Source organism: Kutzneria kofuensis, from assembly GCF_014203355.1.
GTDB classification, from domain to species: Bacteria; Actinomycetota; Actinomycetes; order Mycobacteriales; family Pseudonocardiaceae; genus Kutzneria; species Kutzneria kofuensis.
In genome coordinates this window covers 4,193,389-4,212,129 of the sequence record NZ_JACHIR010000001.1, presented here as the reverse complement: position 1 = coordinate 4,212,129, position 18,741 = coordinate 4,193,389, and the positions used below count along the sequence as shown (strand labels likewise).

At 69.6% G+C, this 18,741-nt stretch carries 22 protein-coding genes; 17 read left to right on the top strand and 5 right to left on the bottom strand.

Annotated features, from left to right (window positions below):
• Positions 1-48: 48 nt before the first annotated feature.
• Entirely contained in the window at positions 49-1,626 is a 1,578-nt protein-coding gene (locus BJ998_RS19455) for a glycosyltransferase family 87 protein (protein WP_312890212.1), read from the top strand.
• On the opposite strand, the gene BJ998_RS19450 is transcribed toward BJ998_RS19455, so the two are convergent.
• Positions 1,596-2,066: a hypothetical protein gene (locus tag BJ998_RS19450; protein ID WP_184863624.1), complete on the bottom strand. Its 471-nt coding sequence runs from the start codon at positions 2,064-2,066 to the stop codon at positions 1,596-1,598. The genes BJ998_RS19455 and BJ998_RS19450 overlap by 31 nt on opposite strands.
• On the opposite strand from BJ998_RS19450, the gene BJ998_RS49565 reads away from it, so the two are divergent.
• Positions 2,065-2,358, top strand: coding sequence for a type II toxin-antitoxin system Phd/YefM family antitoxin (locus tag BJ998_RS49565; RefSeq protein ID WP_376775875.1), 294 nt, complete (start codon positions 2,065-2,067; stop codon positions 2,356-2,358). The genes BJ998_RS19450 and BJ998_RS49565 overlap by 2 nt on opposite strands.
• Before the next feature lie 54 nt (positions 2,359-2,412).
• On the opposite strand, the gene BJ998_RS19440 is transcribed toward BJ998_RS49565, so the two are convergent.
• The 4 genes from BJ998_RS19440 to BJ998_RS19425 all read right to left on the bottom strand — a co-directional run bounded on the left by BJ998_RS19440 (position 2,413) and on the right by BJ998_RS19425 (position 6,905).
• On the bottom strand, positions 2,413-3,507 hold the full coding sequence (locus BJ998_RS19440) for an SGNH/GDSL hydrolase family protein (protein WP_312890211.1): 1,095 nt from the start codon (positions 3,505-3,507) through the stop codon (positions 2,413-2,415).
• Positions 3,508-3,584: 77 nt separating this feature from the next.
• On the bottom strand, positions 3,585-4,880 hold the full coding sequence (locus BJ998_RS19435) for a glycosyltransferase family protein (protein ID WP_184863621.1): 1,296 nt from the start codon (positions 4,878-4,880) through the stop codon (positions 3,585-3,587).
• Complete coding sequence (locus tag BJ998_RS19430) at positions 4,864-6,138, bottom strand: glycosyltransferase 87 family protein (protein WP_184863620.1); 1,275 nt, start codon at positions 6,136-6,138, stop codon at positions 4,864-4,866. Before BJ998_RS19430 ends, BJ998_RS19435 begins: the two co-directional genes overlap by 17 nt.
• The gene (locus BJ998_RS19425; protein ID WP_184863619.1) at positions 6,135-6,905 is read right to left on the bottom strand and encodes a deoxyribonuclease IV; all 771 of its coding nucleotides are present in this window, start codon (positions 6,903-6,905) and stop codon (positions 6,135-6,137) included. Before BJ998_RS19425 ends, BJ998_RS19430 begins: the two co-directional genes overlap by 4 nt.
• 120 nt (positions 6,906-7,025) lie before the next feature.
• Here BJ998_RS19425 and BJ998_RS19420 point away from each other — a divergent pair, with 120 nt between their 5' ends.
• The 15 genes from BJ998_RS19420 (at position 7,026) to BJ998_RS19350 (ending at position 18,598) form a co-directional block, all read left to right on the top strand.
• Positions 7,026-8,042, top strand: coding sequence for a hypothetical protein (locus BJ998_RS19420; protein WP_184863618.1), 1,017 nt, complete (start codon positions 7,026-7,028; stop codon positions 8,040-8,042).
• Between the two features lie 116 nt (positions 8,043-8,158).
• Positions 8,159-8,455, top strand: coding sequence for a 30S ribosomal protein S6 (gene rpsF, locus BJ998_RS19415; protein WP_116174880.1), 297 nt, complete (start codon positions 8,159-8,161; stop codon positions 8,453-8,455).
• Positions 8,456-8,459: 4 nt separating this feature from the next.
• The gene (locus BJ998_RS19410) at positions 8,460-8,948 is read left to right on the top strand and encodes a single-stranded DNA-binding protein (RefSeq protein ID WP_184863617.1); all 489 of its coding nucleotides are present in this window, start codon (positions 8,460-8,462) and stop codon (positions 8,946-8,948) included.
• Positions 8,949-9,000: 52 nt separating this feature from the next.
• A complete protein-coding gene (rpsR, locus tag BJ998_RS19405) occupies positions 9,001-9,243 on the top strand; it encodes a 30S ribosomal protein S18 (protein ID WP_184863616.1) in 243 nt (80 codons plus the stop codon).
• Between the two features lie 18 nt (positions 9,244-9,261).
• Positions 9,262-9,717, top strand: coding sequence for a 50S ribosomal protein L9 (gene rplI / locus BJ998_RS19400; protein WP_184863615.1), 456 nt, complete (start codon positions 9,262-9,264; stop codon positions 9,715-9,717).
• A 404-nt stretch (positions 9,718-10,121) separates the two neighbouring features.
• A complete protein-coding gene (gene dnaB, locus BJ998_RS19395; RefSeq protein ID WP_184863614.1) occupies positions 10,122-11,483 on the top strand; it encodes a replicative DNA helicase in 1,362 nt (453 codons plus the stop codon).
• Positions 11,484-11,661: 178 nt separating this feature from the next.
• On the top strand, positions 11,662-12,192 hold the full coding sequence (locus BJ998_RS19390) for a YlcI/YnfO family protein (protein ID WP_184863613.1): 531 nt from the start codon (positions 11,662-11,664) through the stop codon (positions 12,190-12,192).
• Positions 12,193-12,265: 73 nt separating this feature from the next.
• Positions 12,266-13,111, top strand: a complete 846-nt coding sequence (locus tag BJ998_RS19385) for a DUF4097 family beta strand repeat-containing protein (protein ID WP_184863612.1) — start codon at positions 12,266-12,268, stop codon at positions 13,109-13,111.
• Between the two features lie 34 nt (positions 13,112-13,145).
• Entirely contained in the window at positions 13,146-14,087 is a 942-nt protein-coding gene (locus tag BJ998_RS19380; RefSeq protein ID WP_184863611.1) for an ATP-binding cassette domain-containing protein, read from the top strand.
• Positions 14,084-14,884 carry an ABC transporter permease gene (locus BJ998_RS19375; protein WP_184863610.1) on the top strand — a complete coding sequence of 267 codons (801 nt, stop codon included), beginning with the start codon at positions 14,084-14,086 and terminating at the stop codon, positions 14,882-14,884. Before BJ998_RS19380 ends, BJ998_RS19375 begins: the two co-directional genes overlap by 4 nt.
• Positions 14,885-14,896: 12 nt before the next feature.
• Entirely contained in the window at positions 14,897-16,084 is a 1,188-nt protein-coding gene (locus tag BJ998_RS19370; RefSeq protein ID WP_184863609.1) for a cytochrome P450, read from the top strand.
• Positions 16,085-16,128: 44 nt separating this feature from the next.
• Positions 16,129-17,232 carry a serine hydrolase domain-containing protein gene (locus BJ998_RS19365; protein WP_184863607.1) on the top strand — a complete coding sequence of 368 codons (1,104 nt, stop codon included), beginning with the start codon at positions 16,129-16,131 and terminating at the stop codon, positions 17,230-17,232.
• Positions 17,233-17,271: 39 nt separating this feature from the next.
• Entirely contained in the window at positions 17,272-17,442 is a 171-nt protein-coding gene (locus BJ998_RS19360; protein ID WP_184863605.1) for a ribbon-helix-helix protein, CopG family, read from the top strand.
• Positions 17,439-17,777, top strand: a complete 339-nt coding sequence (locus BJ998_RS19355; protein WP_184863603.1) for a VOC family protein — start codon at positions 17,439-17,441, stop codon at positions 17,775-17,777. The genes BJ998_RS19360 and BJ998_RS19355 overlap by 4 nt, the downstream gene beginning before the upstream one ends.
• Complete coding sequence (locus BJ998_RS19350; protein WP_184863601.1) at positions 17,774-18,598, top strand: class I SAM-dependent methyltransferase; 825 nt, start codon at positions 17,774-17,776, stop codon at positions 18,596-18,598. Before BJ998_RS19355 ends, BJ998_RS19350 begins: the two co-directional genes overlap by 4 nt.
• Positions 18,599-18,741: the final 143 nt, after the last annotated feature.

Here is an 18,741-nt window from a genome sequence, read left to right as displayed (position 1 = left end):
TGAGGACGCTGACCACGCGCACACGTGGGTGCCCGTAGCATGCCCCGAGTGTCAGGTGAACCGGATGGGAACGAGTCCGTGCAGCCGACCGGCACCTCCCTGCTGGAGGACACCGAGTCGCTGGGGCCGGACGAGCGTGTCGCGCCCACCTGGACGGAGTCGCTGGTCAGGTCGCTGAGCCGGCCGTTCGGCGGGCCGCTCGGCCGGCACGCGTCGGTGGGGCGGCAGTGGTTCTGGACGGCGACGCGGGTGATCCTGCTGCTGGCGGTGGTGGTGCTGGCGCTGGGCTGGCTGCAGAAGTCGCCGTGCATCCAGACCGTCAAGGACGACAAGGGCGTGCTGCAGCTGGACTGGAGCGGCAACCGCCAGTACGTGGCGATGTGCTACTCGGACGTGGTGCCGCTGTACACGGCGGAGCGGCTGGACCAGCCGGGCACGTTCCCGTACCGCACGTCGTGGATCGACGGCGAGGGCACGCCGCAGGCGCACATCCGGTACATGGAGTACCCGGTGCTGACGGGCCTGTTCCAGTGGTTCAACGCGAAGCTGGCGCAGGGCTACATCTCGATCGCCTCGAGCGGCATCCTGCCGTTCACCATGACGGTGGTCGCCTACTTCGACTTCATCGCCTTCTTCCTGTCACTGGCCTGGCTGGTGGTGGTGTGGTCGGTGATGCGAATAGCGCGCCGGCGGATGTGGGACGCGGCGCTGGTGGCGGTGTCGCCGCTGGTCATCGTGCAGGCGTTCACCAACTTCGACACGCTGGCGGTCGCGTTCGCCACGGCGGCGCTGCTGGCCTGGGCGCGGAAGAAGCCGATCCTGGCGGGCATCCTGCTGGGCCTCGGTGGGGCGGCGAAGCTGTATCCGCTGTTCCTGCTCGGACCGCTGCTCCTGCTGTGTTGGCGCGGCGGCCGGATGAAGCAGGGCCTGACGACGACGGTGTCGGCGCTGGCCATGTGGGCGGCGGTGAACGCGCCGATCTATCTGCTGTACCGGCCGGGCTGGTGGGAGTTCTTCCGCCTGAACACCGAGCGCGGCGTCGACCCGGACACGCTCTACAACGTCGTCGAGTACTTCACGGGCTGGCTCGGCTTCGACGGCCCGCTGGCGCAGAACCAGGTGCCGACGATCCTGAACACGGTCAGCGCGGTCCTGTTCCTGCTGTGCTGCGCGGGCATCGCGTGGGTGACGATGTCGGCGCCGATGCGGCCCCGGCTGGCCCAGGTGTGTCTGCTGGTGGTGGCGGCGTTCCTGCTGACGAACAAGGTGTGGAGCCCGCAGTACTCGCTGTGGCTGGTGCCGCTGGCGGTGCTGGCGATCCCGCGCTGGAAGCCGCTGCTGGCGTGGATGACGATCGACGCCCTGGTGTGGGTGCCGCGCATGTTCTTCTACCTGGGCACGGACAAGAAGGGCCTGCCGGCGGGGCCGTTCCTCACCTTCGTCGTGGCACGGGACCTGGCCGTGATCGGCCTGTGCATCCTGGTGATCCGGGAGATCTACCGGCCGGAGCTGGACCTGGTGCGACGGACCGGCGACGACGACCCGATGGGCGGCTTCCTCGACGGCGCCGCCGACAGGTTCACGTTCCGCCGGCGTCAGCGCTTGATGACGGCGTCGGTGAGCTGACCGGCGCCGACCGGGTCGAGTACCCGGTGCAACGCGCCGAGGAAGTTGTCGGTGCGCAGCCACCACGTGTACAGCAGCACGGTCGTGACCAGGCCTGCGAGCAGCGGCGTCTGGTCCCAGACCGCCATGCCCACGGCCAGGCCGACCAGGACCGCGACCTCGCCGGTGAACAGCCGGGCGAAGAACATCGACCGGGCCAGCTCGACCACCGCCTTGCGGTCGGGCCGCTTCGCCGGCGCCTTGCGCTGGTCGAGCACGCCGACCACATACGCGCCGAGCGCGCCGATCACGGGCGGGATCAGCGCGTACGGGGTCAGCGTCACGGGCGCGGACGGCAGCACGATCACCAGCCCGACCACGACGAACAGCACGCACGGCCAGAACACGGACAGGGCCAGCCGCCGGAACGCGCCGAACGCCGAGGTACTCGGTTGGAACATGCCGAGATCCTCGCACCCGGCGTCACCACGGACGCGGTCGCCCAGCTGTGGCCACATTCGCCTGGCGAATGTGGCCGCAGTAAGTATCAACATCATGAACGTCGGTATTCGAGAACTACGCGACGGGCTGAGCCGATACCTGGCTGAGGTCCGCAGGGGACACACGCTCACCGTCACCGATCGCGGCAGGCCTATCGCTCTGATCATGCCGGTCCAGCAGCCGACGACGCTGAATCAGTTGATCGCCGATGGAGTCGTCCGGCCCTGCGGTCACGTCGGCGGAACACCATGACCACCGCCGACACCAACGCGGCGCTCGGCTGAGCGAGCGCCGCATGCGGTGCAGTCAGAGCGAGTTGAGGTCGACGGCGTTGGCCATGGCCTGGTAGCCGGCATCGCCGGGGTGCAGGTGGTCGCCGCAGTCGTAGGCGGGCAGCATCCGCTGCGGGTCGGCGGGATCGCGGGTGACCTGGTCGAAGTCGACGACGGTGTCGTAGGCGTGGCTGGTGCGGATCCACTGGTTGACGGCCTGCCGCACGGTCTCCAACTGCTCGGTCCACACACTCCAGCCCTTGAACGGCAGGATGGTCGAAGCGATGGTGCGGATGCCCTTGGCGTGCGCCCGCTGGGCGATGTCCTGCAGCGCGCCCTCGATCTTGGTGGGGTCGAGCTGGTGCGGGTCCTGCTGGATGTCGTTCACGCCGAGCAGCACGATCATGCTGTGCACGTTGGTGCGGGACAGCACGTCCTCGTCGAGTCGCTTCACCGCGGCCTCGCCGCCGGCGCCGCCGTCGAGCAGCAGCCGGTTGGCGCTGATGCCGGCGTCGTCCACGCCGTAGCGCTGCCCGAGCCGCTCGGACAGGTAGTTGGGCCAGCGATGGTTGGCGTTGGGCGTGGAACCGTAGCCGTCGGTGATGGAGTCGCCGAGCGTGACGACGGTGCCCTTCGACGACGAGTTGAGCACGTCAACGCCGGTCACGTAGTGCCACACGGAGGTGGTCTCGGTGAAGGCGGTGCCCCACGTGTCGGCAGTGTGATCGCCGTTGCGAGTGAAGAACGACGTCTGCATGGCCAGCGGGTGGTACGTGACGGGCCCGGACGGGGTCGGCACGAAGGTCGTGACCAGCAGGTTGGAGTTGGACGGCACCCGCAGCGGCACGGGGTCGCTGACGATGTCGGCGCCGGCGGCGACGGTGGTGGACACGGCTCCGTGGAACTTCACGGTGACCAGGGACGCGGCGTCGGCGGTGCCGACACGGGCCTGCACGCCGACGGTGACGTGCCCGAACGTGACGGGCGAGGTCCCGTAGCGGTTGCTGAGCCTGATCCGGGCCTGGCTGCCGCCGACGCTGGTGTGCACGACGTTGCGGATCGAGTAGTTGGGATAGCCGTTGGTGGTGCCGTCGACGCCGCTGGCCGGCGCGGCCTCCCAGCTCCCCACCCAGGTCGCGGTGGCGGCATTGTCTAAAGGTCCCGCGGCGGCGAGGCCGGATGTGACCCCGAGTGCGAGCACGGCAACTAGGGCGATATGTCCGAATCGGGTTCGCATGGCACGCTCTCCCCTCCGCGGCGGCGGATCTCCACCTTCACTCCGGGACGCCGATCCCGGGTATCGCCCACTGGGGTGGTGCTGATCACAACCAGCCCGGCGACGACCAGTTCCGCGGCGAACACCCACTGGTTCAGGAACGTCTGCTTGTTGACCAGGTCGAACGCCGCCAACACGACGCCGGCACCGAGCAGGAACCCCGTTCGCGACCGCACGACCAGCCAGTAGGCCAGCATCAGCACGGCCACCACGACCAGGGTGCCCAGTGGCGCCGGAATCAATTGGTACGCCGACACCGACCGGTCCTGCAGGGGCGTGAGCAGGTAGAAGTCGGCGGTGCAGGCCCGGAACCGGCCGGGATCGACGATCACCCAGGGCAGGCAGACGACGGCGGCAGCGCCGAATGTGGCCAGCACCCGCCGCCAACCGAACCGGGGCCAGAACGCCAGCAGCGGCACCAGCACGACCAGGTGCTGCTTGGTCGCCAACGCCAGGGCGACGGGCACGATCGCCCAGTTCGCGTGGCCCCGCTCGATCAGCACGTAGCCGGCGACCAGCCCGAGCAGCAGCAACGGCTCGGTCCACGACTGCTGCACCACGTACAAGGTCCCGGGCAGCACGCCGACCAGCAGCGCGAGCGGCCAGCGCCGGGTGTGCCAGCCGAGCAGGGCGCACGCGCCGAGCAGATACCCCGTCTCAAGCCACCGCACGTCGCCGAACAGCCATTGCGCGGGGGCGGTGAGCAGGAAGGTCGCCGGCAGGTAGTTGAAGCAGTTGTCGGTCTGCCCGGCCGGCACGTCGGGGAAGTGCATCTCGTACGGATTGAGCCCGCGCAGCAACCCGCCGGCCGAGTCCCGCAGGATGACCCACACGTCGATCAGCGGCCGTCCACCCAGGATGACCAGCGCGTATCCGGCGGCGAGCACGATCAGCCCGACCCACCACCACCGCGCCGGCAGCCAAGGCAGCACGGCCACCACCACAGCGGTCACGGCCCCGACGGCGATGCCGACGCTCAGCCACGGCGTCGTGACGACGTTCTCCACCGGTGGCTTCAGCAGCAGCGCCACCAGCGACAACACGCCAGCAACACTGATCGCCCACCGCGGCACGCCACCGCCCGGTAGGAAAGCCAGCAGCACCACGACAAGCGCCGCCAGGGCCAGCACGGCGTTGAGGTCGAAGCTCAGGTGCGTGACGGCGAGGAACGCCACCAGCACGGCGCCGAGCAGCACGACCGGGCCCCGCTCACGTGACAGCCACACTGGTCCGCTCCGTCTTCAGGAACACCACGAACAGCGAGGCGAGCAGCGCGGCCCGCCCCCACACGCCGGCGACGACGGCCTGCGCGGCCACATTGTTGTAGATGTCGTCGGGCAGCCGGTTCTCGATCGCGTAGTACCACCGGAACACGCCCAGGTAGAGCACGACGTCGACGGCGAAGTAGCCCGCGACCCAACCCCAGTGCACCGGCAGCAGCACCAGGAACGGCAGCAGCCACAGCGTGTACTGCGGCGAATCAACCTTGTACAGCAACAGGAATCCGCACAGCATCGCGCCGGACACCTGCAGCAGCGGGAAGTCGGTGCTGTTGCCGCGCGTTCCGTGCGGAGCGAGGTCGCAGCGACGCCGCCAGCCGACCGCCAGCGCGACCGCGAACGACGCCAGGATCAACACCGGCGACAGCACACCGACCACCGACTGGAACACGGTGTTGGCCGGGTCGGACAGCGGCCGGAACCACCAGAACCAGATCGAGTTGGCGGTGATGTCGACCGGCCTGATCACCTGGAACGTGAGCGACGCGGCCCAACCCTGCGGCCCCACAAGGACAAACGGCAGGTTCACCAGCACGGCGACCACGGCCGAGACCAGGACCACCCGTACCGCGTCGAGCGAGCCGCGCCGGCGGAGCACATGAAACGCCAGCGGCAGCACGAAGATCGCCGGATAGAACTTGAACGCGAAGCCCAGGCCCAGCAGCGCCGCGGCGACCAGCGGCCGGTCCTTGCGCAGCACGCAGTAGAAGGCGGCGACCGAACAGGCCACCGCCGGCAGATCCCAGTTGTGAAAGGCGTACAGCACGAGCGGCGGGCCCAAGGCCCACACCAGCGCCCGCCACCGCGCCAGCTTGCCCAACAGGAAGCCGGTGAGCAGGCCGAACGGGGCCAGCAGCAGCGCCGAGAAGAAGAGGTACTGCCCGTCGTTGTCGGCGAACCACGCGCCGGCCCACATCAGCAGCCCGGTCAGCACCGGGTACTCGACCGCGCCGCCGGTCAGCTCGCCGTACGAGTCGATGCCGCCGTCGACGTACGGGAAGACGTGCCGGTCGACCTGCCGGCCCAGCCACAGGTGCTGGATGTCGGAGTAGCAGACGTCCCGATACCGGCGCACCTGATAGGACGGTGTGGTCCGGCCCTGGGCGTCGTAGGTCGGCCCGGTGCACCGGGCCTTGTTCGCGTACCCGAGCACCAGGGTGCAGCCGCACAGCAGGACCAGCAGCGCCAGTCCGGCCGCTCTCACCCGCCGAGCTTGGCGCGCAGGAACTCGATGTCGGCGGCCTGGCCCTCGTCCGGGGTCTCGACCACGGCCGGCGCCTGCGCGGCGGCCAGCACCGCGACCAGCTGCTCCGGCTCGATCGTGCCGTCGGCGATGTTGGCGTGCCGGTCCCGGGCCGAGTTGAACTCGTCGCGCGAGCTGTTCAGGTGCACGAGGTCGATGCGACCGGTGATGGCCTTGACCCGCTCCACGATGCCGACCAGGTCCTCGCCCGCCGCGAAGGCGTGGCAGGTGTCCAGGCAGAAACCCGCGCCGAAGTCGCCGACCGCGTCCCACAGCCGGGCCAGCGTGTCGAAGCGGCGGGCCATGGCGTTGTCGCCGCCGGCGGTGTTCTCGATCAGGATCGGCACGTCGAAGCCGCCCGCCTCGGCCTGCCGCTCGAACAGCTTGCGCCAGTTCTCGAAGCCGGCGTCGGCCTCCTCGCCCTTGGTCACGTGGCCGCCGTGCACGACCAGGCCCTTGGCGCCGACCTTCTTGGCCGCCGTGGCGTGCTGCTGGACCAGCTTGCGGGACGGGATCCGGATCCGGTTGTTGGTCGACGCCACATTGATGATGTACGGCGAGTGCACGAACACCGTCAGGTCCGAGGCCAGCAGCTCGTCGGTCTGCGGATGCGGCTTCGGCGCCTTCCAGCCCTGCGGGTCGGCCAGGAAGAACTGCACGACCTCGGCGCCGCGCTCCTGCGCGGCGCCGATCGGGTCGTCGTCGCGGACATGGGCTCCGATGCGCATGACCAGCAGGGTAGTCCAAGATCGAACACGAATTGGGTATGGCATCGCGTCACCGATTGGACGTACCGTCGTTCTTCTATTTGAAAGTTACCGACGGGTCACTGGCTGGACGGGGTGGGCATGCGAGGGCGAATCGGCACGCTGGCGACGGCAGCGACGCTCGTGCTCGCCACCAGTTCGCTCGGTCTCGCCGCGACGGCCGGCACCGCCGACGCCGCCGCGACCCCCATCGTCATCGGCAGCTGCGCGACGTCCGTGCAGGGTGAGCCCGGCCAGCCCGTGTCGCTCAGCCCCGGCGCGGTCGTGCAGCCCATCACCAACGTGCTCAACGCCATCCCGCTGCTCGGCCCGCCGCTGGCGCAGCCGTTCCAGAAGGCGTTCACCGCACTGCCGCCGATCCCGATCGGCGCGCTGCCCACCGGCAGCGGCTACATCAGCGGCGGCACCATCGCCAGCCAGGTCGTCGCCCAGCTCAAGAACATCCCGCTGCTCGGCCCGGTCATCGGGCTGCTCGTCGGCGGCGTGCAGCAGGCGCTGACCGCCGGCTGCGGCGTGGCCGTGCAGGGCGTGAACACGGCCGTCGCACCGATCCAGACCGGCACCTCGCAGCTCCCCGGCAACGGCGGCGGCTCCACCGGGGGCACCGGTGGCGGCGGCGGGACCACGGGTGGCGGCTCGACCGGTGGCACGGGTGGCACCGGCGGCGGTTCGACCGGCGGAGGCACCACCACCGGAGGCTCCGGCGGTGGCGGCAGCGTGAACTTCCCCACGTCTGGCGGCGTGACCAACGGCGGCGTGCAGCTCTACCAGTTCAACGGCAGCGGCAGCTACGACTACGGCCGGGTGCCGCTGTTCTCGTACACCAACCTGCCGTTCGCGGTGCCCGGCGACTTCGCCCCGTCGCCCGGCGTGCTCTACGGCGGCAACGTCTCCGGCTACGCCCCGCAGGTCGGCACCCTCAGCGGCATCAGCTCGTCGGCCGACGGCGTGCAGACCGCCGGCCGCGCGCAGGCGCTGCCCGGCAGCGGCTCGGGCACCGGCGTGGCCGCGCCGGTGCTGATCGCCGTGCTCGCGCTGGCCGGCGTGACGGCGGCGCTGGTGCGCACCTGGGTGCTGCGCCGAGTGGCCGCGATCTGACGCGATTTCGGCCGACCGGACCCCGGCTGTTACCCTCTTCGGGTTGCTGACGCAACAGGCCCTCCTGCCACGGAACGACCGTGGCCGCGCCAGTCCACAGGAGGTGAGTGGTCTTCATGCGTCATTACGAAGTGATGGTCATCCTGGACCCCAGTCTCGACGAGCGCACCGTCGCTCCGACCCTGGACACCTTTCTCAACGTGATCCGCACGTCCGGCGGCAACGTGGAGAAGGTCGACGTCTGGGGCCGTCGCCGGCTCTCGTACGAGATCAAGAAGCAGCCCGAGGGCATCTACGCCCTGCTCGACGTGAACGCCGAGCCGGCCGCGGTCAAGGAGCTGGACCGCCAGCTGTCCCTCCAGGACACGGTGCTGCGCACCAAGGTCCTGCGCCGCGACGCCGCCAGGGGCTGATCCCATGGCGGGCGAGACGACGATCACCGTGGTCGGGAACCTGACCGCCGATCCTGAGCTCCGCTTCACCCCGTCCGGCGCCGCCGTCGCGAGCTTCACGGTCGCGTCCACGCCGCGCACCCTCGACCGGCAGTCCGGCGAGTGGAAGGACGGCGACGCGCTGTTCATGCGCTGCAACATCTGGCGCCAGGCCGCCGAGAACGTCGCCGAGTCCCTGACCAGGGGCGCGCGCGTGATCGTGACCGGCCGGCTGCGCCAGCGGTCCTACGAGACCAAGGAAGGCGAGAAGCGCACCGTCGTGGAGCTCGAGGTCGACGAGGTCGGCCCGTCGCTGCGGTACGCCAACGCCAAGGTCAACAAGGTCCAGCGCGCAGGTGGCGGTGGCGGCGGCGGTGGGTTCGGCGGCGGTGGCGGCAGCGCCCCGGTCGACGACCCGTGGGGTTCCGCGCCCCCGGCGAGCTCCGGCGGTTTCGCCGACGAGCCGCCGTTCTAGATCGCGGCCCACAGACCTCATTCACGGAGAAAAGTTTCCAGGAGAAGACCCCATGGCGAAGCCGCCTGTGCGCAAGCCCAAGAAGAAGGTTTGCGTTTTCTGCAAGGACTCCAGCAGCGCGAACCTGATCGACTACAAGGACACCACGCTGCTGCGCAAGTACATCTCCGACCGCGGCAAGATCCGCGCGCGTCGGGTCACCGGCAACTGCTCGCAGCACCAGCGGGACATCGCCATCGCGGTGAAGAACTCGCGCGAGATGGCGCTGCTGCCCTACACCTCGACCGCTCGCTGACGAAAGGGGAGTGCACCGATGAAGCTCATCCTCACCACCGATGTCAGCGGTCTCGGCGGCCCCGGCGACCTGGTCGAGGTCAAGGACGGCTACGGGCGTAACTACCTGCTGCCCCGCGGCTTCGCGATCCTCGCGACCCGCGGCGCGCAGAAGCAGGTGGCCACGATCCGCCGGGCCCAGGAGACGCGCCGGGTGCGCGACCTGGACCACGCCAAGGAGATCAAGGCCGCGATCGACAACCTCGGCCCGATCACGCTGACCGCGAAGGCCGCCGCCAACGCGAAGAAGCTGTTCGGCTCGGTCACCTCCGCCGACATCGTCGCCGCCGTGAAGTCCGCGGGCGGCCCGGTGCTCGACAAGCGGACCGTGGACACCGCCGGTCACATCAAGACCACCGGCAAGCACACGGTCAACGTCCGGCTGCACCCGGACGTGACGGTGGCGCTGACCCTTTCGGTCGTGCCCACCGCCTGATTCACACGGAAGCTCCGCCCGGGTCGCCTCGGGCGGAGCTTTCGCTCGTTTGCAGCAGCGTCGACTCGAACGGCTGTGGACAGCCCCGGCGCACCCGCCGGGCGCGACACGCCGAAGAACCGGTCGAACGCGACACGCCGTGTCGGCGCGGGGTGAGTTTTTCCACAACTTACCCACAGCCTCTGACCTGCGGTTCCGCGCGTACCCCCTGCGGTTGTCCACAACCTGTCCCCAGCCGTCCGCCGGCCTGTGCCCCCATGCCGCGCGGCCGTCCACAAGTTGTCCACAGCTGCGTGCACAGGCTGGTTTGCCTGCTCCGGACGGGGGACCTAGCGTGCGGGCCCGGAACTGTCAGGGGTGCCGGGTACAACGAGCACGACAACCTTCGACTTGGGGAGTTCGCGGTGGCGTTGGTGGACGACCGTGGCATGGGCGAGCCCGGCTTCGAACGGCAACCACCACAGGACCTCGCCGCCGAGCAGTCGGTGCTCGGCGGCATGCTGCTGAGCAAGGACGCCATCGCCGACGTCGTCGAGGTGCTCAGCCCCAACGACTTCTACCGGCCCGCGCACCAGGCCGTGTACGACTGCGTGCTCGACCTCTACGGCCGGGGCGAGCCCGCCGACCCCATCACCGTCTCCGCCGAGCTCGAGCGCCGCGGCGAGCTGCTGCGCGTCGGCGGCGCGCCGTACCTGCACACCCTGATCGCCACCGTGCCGACCGCGGCCAACGCCAGCTACTACGCCGAGATCGTGGCGGAGAAGGCCGTGCTGCGCCGGCTCGTCGAGGCTGGCACCCGCATCGTGCAGCTCGGCTACAACGGCGCCGACGGGGCCGACGTCGACGAGGTGGTCGACCGCGCCCAGGCCGCCATCTACGAGGTCACCGAGCGCCGCACGTCCGAGGACTACTCGGTGCTGGAGGACATGCTCCAGCCGACCATGGACGAGATCGACGCCATCGCCTCCCGCGGCGGCCAGTCCCTGGGCATCCCCACCGGCTTCACCGACCTGGACGCCGTCACCAACGGCCTGCACCCCGGCCAGATGATCATCGTCGCGGCTCGGCCGGGTGTTGGCAAATCGACCTTGGGACTGGATTTCGCCCGGTCGTGCTCGATTCGGCACGGGTTGACCAGCTGCATCTTCTCGCTGGAAATGAGCAAGACGGAAATCGTCATGCGCATGCTCTCGGCCGAGGCGAAGATTCGGCTGGGGGACATGCGCGGTGGGCGGATGACCGACGACGACTGGACGCGGCTGGCGCGGCGGATGAGCGAGATCAGCGAGGCGCCGCTGTTCGTGGACGACTCGCCGAACCTGACGATGATGGAGATCCGGGCCAAGGCCCGGCGGCTCAAGCAGCGCAACGACCTCAAGCTGATCGTGGTGGACTACCTCCAGCTGATGACCTCGGGCAAGCGGACCGAGTCCCGGCAGCAGGAAGTGTCGGAGTTCTCCCGAAACCTGAAGCTGATGGCCAAGGAGCTGGAGGTGCCGGTGATCGCCATCAGTCAGCTGAACCGTGGTCCCGAGCAGCGCACCGACAAGCGGCCAATGCTGTCCGACCTGCGTGAGTCCGGCTCGCTGGAGCAGGACGCGGACGCGGTGATCCTGATCAACCGGCCGGACGCCTGGGAGCGGGACGACCCGCGGGCCGGCGAGGCGGACCTGATCCTGGCCAAGCACCGTGCCGGCCCGACCGCGACGATCACGGTGGCCCACCAGCTGCACTACAGCCGCTTCGCCGACCTGGCCCAGGGCTGAGCCACGATGGCACCACCGTGGCGACCACCATGGCACACGGTGGTGCCATCACCGGCAGCGCCCTGACCTGCCGAAAAGCGACTAGACCGCCACAACACATCCATCAGCGGTGCCACTCTGGTGCCAAATTGAGCCAAGATGGCTTGCGGTGGTGCCAAGCGTGTGCCATAGTGGTGCCATGGATCTCACCACGTACGTCAGCAACCTCGGACGCGAGTTCGCGACCCTGGCCGAGGCCAACGGCGAGGAGGCTCGTGCGTTGGTGGAGCGCCTGACCGGGTCGCTCGAATCGGCGATCCGGATGACCCTGCTGGAGGCGCTGTCGGCCGCCAGCGACGAGATCACCAGCGACCTGGCGCCCGGCTCGGTCGAGCTGCGCCTGCGCGGGCGGGACCCGCAGTTCGTCGTGTCCCTGCCGCCCACGGAGCGGCCCGCGGACACCGCCGGGCAGGAGCCCGCGGAGATCGGCGCGCCCGAGGGGAGCGTGCCGATCTCCGAGGACGGTCCCAGCTCACGGATCAACGTCCGGCTGCCGGAGGCGCTCAAGGCGGCGATCGAGGAGGCCGCCGCCAAGGAGGGCCGCTCGGTCAACGCCTGGCTGGTCCGGGCCGCGGCGGCGGGCCTGCAGCGGGCCGACCGCGAGCGTCGGCCGGAGCCGCGGGCCACCGCCAGCCGGAGCACGAACCGGCTTACCGGCTGGGTTCGCTGACACCGCACCGCATTTCACCCACACGTCTCTGACCTGCGGAGACGGTTCATCTACACCCTTCGAGGGGACAGCCATGCCTACTTTCGCCACGCCCGAGCCCATCTCCGTCACCGTCGAACTCAGCGTCGGCAACGTCCAGGTCGTCGCCGGCGACCGCACCGACACCGTCGTCGACGTGCGGCCGAGCACGCCGTCGGACAAGTCGGATGTGGAGGCCGCGCAGCGCGTCCGGGTCGACTACGCCAACGGCGCGCTCCAGGTGATCGGGCCGAAGGGCCGGATGTTCGACTTCTCCAACAAGACCCGGTCCGTCGACGTGACCATCGAGCTGCCGGCCGGCTCCAGCGTGCACGGCGAGGTCTCGGTGGGCGACCTGCACGGCACGGGTCGGCTCGGCCGCTGCGAGTTCAAGACCTCGGCCGGCAATGTTCGGCTGGAGCGCACCGGCGCGCTGGTCCTGCGCACCTCGACCGGGCACATTACCGCCGGCGACGTCGCGGGCAACGCCGAGGTCCACACCAGCTCAGGCAGGGTCCGGATCGGCGCGGTCGAGGGGTCGCTGGAGGTCAAGAACTCCAACGGCGACACCGAGATCGGCGCGGCCGACGGCGATGTCCGGGTGCGCGCGTCCAACGGCGCCATCACCATCGAGCGGGCCGGCGGCAGCGTCGACGCGAAGACCTCCAACGGCAGTATCCGCCTCGGCGAGGTCGCTCGCGGTTCCATCTCGCTCAGCACGGCCATGGGCGACGTGGAGGTCGGCATCGCCGCCGGCACCGCCGCGTGGCTGGACGTGAACACGTCCTTCGGCCAGGTGCGCAACGAGCTCGACGACGCCGTCCGGCCCGAGGACTCGGACGAGACCGTCGAGGTGCGGGCCAACACCTCCTTCGGCGCCATCACCATCCACCGCGCCTGAGATCCACCGAACCCAGAGATCCTGAGGGGGACTCATGTCGGCAATCTCCGTCACCGGTTTACGGAAGTCCTACGGCGACCATGTCGTGCTGGACGGCCTGGACCTGACCGTGCCGCGCGGCACTGTCTTCTCCCTGCTCGGCGCGAACGGCGCCGGCAAGACCACCACCGTCCGGATTCTGTCCACGTTGATCAACGCGGACGCCGGCGAGGCCCGGATCGACGGCCACGACCTGACCCGCGAGGCGGACGCGGTACGCGCCGCGATCGGCGTCACCGGCCAGTTCTCGGCGGTGGACAGCCTGCTGACCGGCGAGGAGAACCTGCTGCTGATGGCGGACCTGCACCACCTGGCCCGCCGCGACGGCAAGCGGCGCGCCGCCGAACTGCTGGAGCAGTTCGACCTGGTGGACGCGGCCCGCAAGCCGGCGTCGACCTACTCCGGTGGCATGCGCCGCCGGCTCGACCTGGCGATGACGCTGGTCGGCAGCCCGCGGGTGATCTTCCTCGACGAGCCGACCACCGGCCTGGACCCGCGCAGCCGTCGCACCATGTGGCAGATCGTGCGGGACCTGGTCGCCGGCGGCGTCACGATCTTCCTGACCACGCAGTACCTGGAGGAGGCCGACGAGCTGGCCGACCGGATCGCCGTGCTGGACAACGGAAAACTCGTCGCCGAGGGAACCGCGGACGAGTTGAAGCGCCGCATTCCCGGCGGGCACATCCGGCTGCGGTTCGCCGACCCGGGCGGCCTCGACTCGGCCATGGGCCTGCTGGGCGATGCCACCCGTGACGGCGACGCGTTGGCGCTGCGGGTGCCGAGCGACGGCAGTCTCCGCTCGCTCAAGACGCTCATCGATCGGCTGGACGACCGGGCCGTGGAGGTCGAGGAGCTGTCCGTGCACACGACCGATCTCGATGACGTCTTCCTGGCCCTGACCGGCAACGCCAAGAACGAGAAGGTGGCCATCCGATGAGCACGCTCGCCCCACCCGCCCAGCGGTTCCATCCACTGCGCGATTCGCTGACGATGTTGCGCCGCAACCTCAAGCACATGATCCGGTACCCGTCGCTGACGGTGATGCTGATCGGGATGCCGGTCGTCTTCCTGCTGCTGTTCGTCTACGTCTTCGGTGGCACGCTGGGCGCGGGCCTCGGCGGGGACCGGTCGGCGTACGTCGACTACGTCGCGCCGGCGATCATCTTCATGACCATCACCTCGGTGGTGCAGGGGACCGCGATCTCCATCGCGATGGACATGACCGAGGGTGTGATCGCCCGCTTCCGCACCATGCACATCGCCCGCGTCTCGGTGCTGACCGGGCACGTGCTCGGCAGCCTGATCCAGGCGGTGCTCTGCCTGGCGGTCGTGATCGGGGTGGCGCTGCTGGTCGGTTTCCACCCGGCGGCGAGCTTCGGGGGGTGGCTGGCCACGGCCGGCTTCCTGATCGCGGTGACGTTCGCGCTGGTCTGGTTCGCCGTCGCGCTCGGCCAGGTGAGCAAGAGTGTGGAGACCGCGAGCAACCTGCCGATGCCGCTGCTGTTGCTGCCCTTCCTCGGCAGCGGCTTCGTGCCCACCGACTCCATGCCGGCCGGGCTGCGCTGGTTCGCGGAGTACCAGCCGTTCACGCCGATCATCGAGACCTTGCGCGGCCTGCTGATGGACCGGCCGCTCGGCGACAACGGCTGGCTCGCGCTGGGGTGGTGCGTCGTCATCGCGCTCGGCGGCTACCTCTGGTCGAAGCGCCTGTTCAACCGCGAATACGCCCACTGACGGGAGCCGACGATGTCGCACCTCACGAACCTTCCGCTGGCCCGTCCCACGGGCTGCCCGTTCGACCCGCCCGCCGAGCTCGGCGAGATCCGCGCCCAGGAGCCGGTGGTGCGGATGACCTATCCCGACGGGCACGAGGGCTGGCTGGTCACCGGCTACGCCGAGGCCCGCGCGGTGCTGGCCGACCAGCGCTTCAGCTCACGGTACGAGCTGATGCACTTCCCGCTGCCCGGTCTGGAGGAGATGGGTGAGATCCCGCCGGCGCCGGTCGGTGACATCACCGGGCTCGACGCGCCGGAGCACACTCGCTACCGGAAGCTGTTGGCCGGCAAGTTCACCGTTCGCCGGATGCGCCAGCTCAGCGAGCGCGTGGCGGAGGTGACCGCCGAGCATCTGGACGCCATGGAGCGGCAGGGTCCGCAGGTGGATCTGGTGTCGGCCTTCGCCTACCCTGTGCCGGCGGTGATGATCTGCGAGCTGCTCGGCGTGCCCTACGCGGACCGCGAGACGTTCCAGGGCTACGTGACGTCGGTGTTCGACCCGGACGCGCCCGCCGAGGAGAAGTTCACCGCGTACGGGAAGCTGCAGGAGTACGTGGGCCAACTGGTCGTCGCCAAGCGGGCCGAGCCCACCGACGACCTGTTCAGCGACCTGACTTCCAGCGACCTCACCGACGAGGAGCTGGGCGGCATCGGCACTTTCCTGCTGGCCGCCGGTCTCGACACCACCGCCAACCAGCTCGCGCTCGGCACGTTCGCGCTGCTGCGGCAGCCCGAGCAGATTCCGGCCCTGCTGGCCGATCCCGACAAGGCCGTCGAGGAACTGCTGCGCTACCTGACCATCACCCACACCGGGGTGCGGTCGGCGCTGGAGGACGTCGAGGTGGGCGGCCAGGTGATCAGGGCGGGCGAGTCGGTCACGCTCTCGCTGCAGGCCGCCAACCGGGATCCGGCGCGGTTCGCCGACCCGGACACGCTCGATCTGCACCGAAGTGCGATCGGCCACCTCACCTTCGGGCACGGTATCCACCAGTGCCTCGGGCAGCAGCTGGCCCGGGTGGAGATGCGCGTCGCCTTCCCCGCCCTGTTCGAGAAGTTCCCCACGCTGCGGCTGGCCGTCGCGCCGGCGGACGTGCCGCTGCGTCCCGACCACCAGAACATCTACGGCGTGCGGAGCCTCCCGGTCACCTGGGACGACTGAAATTCGGTGGATCCGGCCATCCGGAGGGCCGGACACTCCGCCTCGTGCTCACGAGCGAGGGATTTGCCCACGACCGCTATGCGGCGGTACGCGAGGCGTTCGAGCGAAACGACGAGGTTGGCGCGTCCGTCTGCGTCACCGTCGAGGGTGAAACGGTCGTCGACCTGTGGGGCGGGTTCGCCGACGAGACCCGGACCCGGCCCTGGAGCCGGGACACCATCGTCAACGTCTATTCGGTGACGAAAACCATGACGTCGTTGACGGCGTTGCTGCTGGCCGACCGCGGCGAGCTGGACTTCGACGCCCCGGTGGCCAGGTACTGGCCGGAGTTCGCGGCCGGCGGCAAGGAATCCGTGAAGGTCAGCCACCTGATGAGCCATTCGTCGGGGCTGTCCGGCTGGCGGGAGCCGATCACCGCGGACGTCCTCTACGACTGGGAGAAGGCGACCGCGCTGCTGGCCGCGCAGGAGCCGTTCTGGAAGCCGGGAACGGCGTCGGGGTACCACGCGAGCACCCAGGGGTACCTGGTCGGCGAGGTGGTCCGCCGGATCACCGGGCGATCGCTGGGCACGGTGTTCCGGCAGGAGATCGCCGAGCCGCTGGGGGCGGATTTCCACATCGGACTGCCGGCGTCGGAGGACGCCCGGGTGGCGGACCTGATTGCGCCGCCGGACGGCCCGCCCTTCGACGCCGGCAGCACCGAGCTCCAGCTCAACGCGGCGCTGAATCCCGAGCTGGACGTGGCGGTCACCGGCACGAGGGCCTGGCGGGGCGCGGAGATCCCGGCGGGCAACGGCCACGGGAACGCCCGGTCGGTGGCGGAGATCCACGCCCTGCTGGCCAACGGCGGCGTCGCCAAGGGCAAGCGGCTGCTGTCGGAGGCGGGGTGCCGGCGGGCGCTGGAGATCCAGATCGAGGGGCCGGACCTGATCCTCCCCATCCGGATGCGCTGGGGTCTCGGCTTCGCCGTCAACAACGGCTTGATGCCCAATCCCAACACCGTCTACTGGGGCGGCTACGGCGGTTCGGTGGCCCTCATCGACATGGACGCCCGGATGACGTTCGCCTACGCCATGAACAAGATGAGCGGGACCACCACCGGCGACGACCGAGCCCTGGGGTTGATCATGGCGGCGTACGGGATGTGACGATGACCTTCAATGGGCTACCATGCTAGCATTCTAGCCGTGGGTGAGGACGTCAAGCAGTTCAACGTGTACCTGCCGATCGGCCTGATCAAGCAGGTCAAGCACCACGCCGTCGAGGAGGGCCTCTCGCTGTCGGCGCTGGTGGCCGACGCGCTGCGCGCCTACCTCGACGCCCACGGCCAGCAATCCGAAGGGGAGGGACCGGCATGACCACGGACGGCATCGATGCGGTGTACCTGACCACCCACAACTGGGGCAGGACCGCGAAGTTCTTCCAGGCGCTGGGTTTCCGGCTCGACTTCGAGACCGACCACAACTCGGGCCAGCTGCGCAACGGTGACGGCCCGCACGTGTTCGTCGCGGAGGTGCCGAACCAGGACCCGAGCATGCAGCTGGTGCTGAAGGTGGCCGACGAGACGAAGGTGCAGCTCGACCCGACGGTCGAGGTGGTCACGCCGTTCGAAGACACCCATTACGGCACCCGGGAAATGGTCGTCCGCGACCCGGACGGCCGGACCTGGACGCTGCAGGCGCCGGCGAAATGACCGGGCCGGACAACACGGCGGTGCGGGTGGCGCTGTGGCGGGCGATCCACGTTGACTTCGACCAGCCGCCGCACGTGTTCGTGGACAAGATCGGCCTGGAACTGGCCGACCCGGACGACGACTGGCGCCGGCGGGCGGACATGGATCCCAAGGCCACAGCGGGATTCCGGGGCTCGGTGATCGGGCGGGCGCGGTTCGTCGAGGACCTGGTCGCGGGGCACGCGGCCGAGCAGTACGTCATCCTCGGCGCGGGCCTGGACACGTTCGCCCAGCGCCACCCGGGCGAACGGCAGGTGTTCGAGATCGACCAGCCGGAAACACAAGCGTGGAAACGGAAACGCCTGCAGGACACCGGTTACGGCGTGCCGGAGTGGCTGCATCTGGTCCCGGTCGACTTCGAGGCGGGCGACGACTGGCTGCAACGGTTGGTGGACAACGGTTTCGACCCGACCAAGCCGGCGGTGATGGCGTCGACCGGCGTGTCGATGTACCTGACGAAGGAGGCGACGGTGGCGACCCTGGCCAAGGTCGCCACCCTCGCGCCGGGCTCGACGCTGGTGATGACGTACCTGCTGGAGCTCGATCTCGTCGACGAGCGGGACCGCCCCGGCCGGGAGATGTCGGCGCAGGGCGCGGCCCGGTCGAACACGCCGTTCGTCAGCTTCTACCGTCCCGAGGAAATGCTGGCCATGGCCCGGGAAGCCGGCTTCGCGCACGTGGAGCACGTGTCCGGCCGAACCATCGCGGAGCGGTACTTCGCGGGACGGCCCGACGGCTTCACGCCGTCGACGGGTGAGGATTTTCTGGTTGCCAGCACCTGAGAACCGGCTAGGGTGATGGTGTGATCACCGGAACGGCCTTGCGCCACTCACGGGAAGGCGATCCGGTGGACCGCTGACCGGGCGCTCGCGTGGCCCTCCGGATCGGGACCGACAACCCCGACCCGTGAGACCACAAGAGAAAG